The organism is Waddliaceae bacterium, assembly GCA_018694295.1.
In the GTDB taxonomy this organism is placed as follows: domain Bacteria; phylum Chlamydiota; class Chlamydiia; order Chlamydiales; family JABHNK01; genus JABHNK01.
Genome location: JABHNK010000041.1, coordinates 1 through 3,851 on the forward strand (window position 1 = coordinate 1; position 3,851 = coordinate 3,851).

A 3,851-nucleotide genomic window follows, 5' to 3' on the forward strand; every position below is an offset into this window, starting at 1 on the left:
CGCTCCGTGTATCGCTGCATGGGAAGATTTTAACAGCTATAGACTCGACTACGAAGAACCTCTATGGATGATAATAGATAACAAGCCAGAATACCTGCACGGCGCAGAATATGGCAGCTGGGATGAAGAGCTTATGGCATATGTCGACGACGTCATAGACCAATGCCGTGATAAAAAAGGGAGAGTTAATTGGAAGAAGAAAAAATGGGGGAAGGTCAACAAGCTCAAAATCAAGCACCCACTAAGCAATGCTGTTCCTTTTTTAGGATATTTCCTTGATTTCCCAGATGACTCTGTCTCCGGCGATGCCGAAACGCCAAAAGTCGCAAGCTCGACACAAGGCGCATCACAACGTATGGCAGTAGTAATAGGGAGCGAAAAGACAGCGATATTCCACCAACCGTGCGGACAAAGCGGAAACCCATTGTCACCATACTACAGAAAAGGCCACGAAGATTGGGTCCTCGGAAACCCCACCCCACTGCTCCCAGGAGAAACAGAACATACCCTCACATTGACCAGTGAACAGTGAAAAAGCAACTTTTGTCTCCGAGCCCCAAACTTATTTAGTATTGAGCATCATTAAGCATTGGGGGGGACAGCAACGTCACGGAGAAGAGCGTCTTTTCTATCGGAAAAGTCTTTAATTGTCATGGCGACGCTTTTAAGGGAAGCTACATCTACTTGAAGAGTTATCGGTTCTTTAACGTATTCTTCTTGTGTTTGGTGATACCATGTTAAAGCCTGTCGATAAGCGGCGATAATGTCGTTAGTTTCTTCTCGTGTCATGTTCAGGCACCCTTTGGAATAAAGCCATTCTAGGCGTTCTGCAATAGAGTTTGGGAAGCTTTTTAAAAAACTAGCGTCGTATTTTTTTTCTCTGATTTTTTTGCAGACCTCATGGACCAACACATACTGTACCACTCGCAGGAAGACTTGTTTTGTAGAGTTTTTTTCATGTAGTCCTTTTGAGCGATCGTAAAATATGAGCCCTTCTTCTATGTTGAGGTGTTCGCATGACCTGGATTCATCTGTGGCAAGGTGTTTTTTAAGAAGGTTTATAGGGCCTTTTATAAAAGATTTGTAAAACGTTTTGAATTGCTTACCGTTCATCTCAAGAAGCTCGGGAATAATAGAGCCTTTATATTTTTCTGCAAGAGCTTTATCACCCGATATAAAAGTTGCATCCATAGCTCTGGTGGGTATTACACGAGCATTTGTTCCGGCGGGTTTATACCAAGTGACGCGGCGCTCTGAAAGGTTCGTAAACTCTACAACAGAATCAAAACGCGGGTCTTCTTTAACGATTTTTTGGACTTGTTGACATAGTCGTTCGTCTGCTTTATCTGACGTTACCACGATCACTTCGAAAGGAGAGGGCTGTGAGGGGCTGGCACTGCGCAATGCAGAAGTTCTTCCTTTGAGATCTTCTCCACGGGCAGTGCTGCCGGTCGTTAGGAAAGCAATAGGAGAAAAAGATCTTGCTATATCGCCTAAAGCTTTTGAAGCCGTCTCTTCTATGGTTTCCGGAGAAGCGGGCTCTTTTTTGCTGTCATCGGCAATTTTGGCTAGCTCAGGATCAACACTTAAAAAATGTCCTGACGAATTTGTTGGTGTCGTAGGCCTTGGTATTCTTGGCATAATCTTACAATATATTGTTGTTTAAAATACTCATTATAACATACTTACACTAAAAAGTAAAGAAATAATTATATTATACATTATGGGCTATTAAAAGTATTGTCGTAATGCTATGTAGAAGATATCGGAATAGTATGAAAACTCCGAGGTGGGATGTCCTATTGCTGCTGATATCCCAGTATCGAAATAGGTGTTTGTCGCTATGTTGTATTCCGTTGTCATTGTGAGGTACGCCGACGGATCGACGACGTTGGTGAAAAAGCTTGCGTTAAGTGTTAGCAGTGGCGTTATGGTATATGTTATTCCTGGGATGATGTAGTGTTTCCCTAGGAGGTATACTGACCCATGGTCGTATGCTGTACGGTATATGTTTGTGAGGTATTCTTTGGCGTCGTTGGTGCCGGCGCTGTTGTAGTGATATTCTGTGTATAGGTATAGATCTTCGCTGAAGGAGTAATCGATGCCGAGGGAGGTTCTGAAGTAGTCGCTACGGAGTATTCCTGGCTTACGATTTCGTGCTACGGTATATGCTGCTTCGAGCCACGTCCCTGCGTCGCCGAGAGAGCTTTGGATGTTGAAGCCTACCAGTACATTTTTTTTGAAGAGTATTGCCGTCGTTGTGTAGTCGTTGCCAGAGGTATTCCACCGATGTTTTACGAAGAAGGCATTTTCTTTCATCGAGAGGTTGTTTCCTGCTATTATCCCCATATCAACCTCTGAAAGGTCGCCGCGGGATACTATAACCCTTATAGCATCGACGCCGATGCGATGTTCCTGGTCGAGGGTGTCGAAGGCGTATGGAGTTATTATGTCGGTGGGGTTGATGCTACGCGCTACGCCAAAGGATATCGGCTGTCGCCCTATCGTGACGTCTGATGCCGATGACGACGATGTGATGCTAAGCCTGTCGAGGTTCTGTTTTATGAAGACATCTTTATCGGACGTCACGATGTCGCTGTCGAAGTCGAAGATGCGGTACTGACGCTGTGATGCTGACGATATCGGCGATGCCGTTGCTGTGGTATTTCTTCTGAAGAGGGGCTTTATCTCGTAGGAAGCCTCTCCAGCGAGGCCTTCTGCGGGGTTTCCTTTGACGTCGAGGCGTATTGCGGTGTCGAGGTTTGTGTCGCTACGTCCTATGGCGTTGGCGTCTTTGTGTGTGACAAAGGCTTTTGCGCTGCCGCTGACGTCTGCGCTTTGTAGTGGCAACGAAGCTGCTAGTGCTATTGCTAGGAGTAGCTTTTTCATCGTTTTTCCTCTTCGACAATTTTACCGTCGCGAAGTTTTATTACACGCTTTGCGCGATCGCGTATCATCCTGTCGTGTGTTGAGAAGATAAACGTCATGCCGTGTTCTTCGTTGAGATGGTGCATAAGATCTACGAGTTCTACGCCGGTATGCGAGTCGATATTCGCTGTAGGCTCGTCGGCGAGGATAATCCGTGGCTTTGCCACCATGGCGCGTGCTATGGCGACGCGCTGCTGTTGTCCTCCAGATAGGTTGTTGGGAAGGCGGTCTTCCATGCCTTCGAGGCCGACGTCGTAGAGTATCGAAGCAACACGTTCGCGGCGTTCTTTTGCAGGGACGTCCTGCAGTACCATGACGTATTCTATGTTCTCAGCAACGGTAAGGACGGGGATGAGGTTGAAGTTCTGGAAGATGAAGCCGATGTTGTCGCGTCTGAAGTTTGCAAGGTCGCGCTGTGACATCGATGCTATCGGCGTTCCTGCTAGGGTGATGTTTCCTCGCGAGGGGACGTCTAGTCCTCCTATCATGTTGAGCAATGTTGTTTTCCCCGATCCCGAAGGTCCTACTATCGCAGAGAATTCTCCCTCTTCGATGTCCATCGTTATCGTATGGAGGGCATGGACGGGGATGCCGTGGTCGTGGTATACTTTTTCTAGGTCTTGGATTTCTATTAACATAATTTACTTTCCTATTTTCGGCACGGTTCAAAACATGCCATTTTGGGGTAACAATTGATTCTACCATAGAGATCATAAATAACGGATAGAAGAATTTCAGAATAGGATTTTCTACCACAGAGAACACAGAGGGCACAGAGAGAAAAGCGGCTGGGCTAGGGGCTTCACCCCTAGAACCCCGAGGATTTTTTGTCTTTTGGGAGCTTGGGGGTCTGGGGGAAAATCCCCCAGCCAGATTGTTTTCTTTCTCCGTGTCCTCTGTGTTCTCTGTGGTAGAATGTCCTA

Annotated in this window: 4 protein-coding genes; 1 reads left to right on the forward strand and 3 read right to left on the reverse strand. The window is 46.4% G+C overall.

Features of this window, described 5'->3' with window-relative positions:
- On the forward strand, positions 1-532 hold a 532-nt coding region (locus HN980_04520), incomplete at its 5' end, for a penicillin acylase family protein (GenBank protein MBT6928740.1).
- Between the two features lie 50 nt (positions 533-582).
- On the opposite strand, the gene HN980_04525 is transcribed toward HN980_04520, so the two are convergent.
- The 3 genes from HN980_04525 to HN980_04535 form a co-directional block, all read right to left on the reverse strand.
- Complete coding sequence (locus HN980_04525) at positions 583-1,641, reverse strand: hypothetical protein (protein MBT6928741.1); 1,059 nt, start codon at positions 1,639-1,641, stop codon at positions 583-585.
- 90 nt (positions 1,642-1,731) lie between these two features.
- The gene (locus HN980_04530; protein MBT6928742.1) at positions 1,732-2,889 is read right to left on the reverse strand and encodes a hypothetical protein; all 1,158 of its coding nucleotides are present in this window, start codon (positions 2,887-2,889) and stop codon (positions 1,732-1,734) included.
- Positions 2,886-3,569 (reverse strand): ABC transporter ATP-binding protein, encoded by a 684-nt coding sequence (locus HN980_04535; protein MBT6928743.1) that lies wholly within the window; start codon positions 3,567-3,569, stop codon positions 2,886-2,888. Before HN980_04535 ends, HN980_04530 begins: the two co-directional genes overlap by 4 nt.
- Positions 3,570-3,851: the final 282 nt, after the last annotated feature.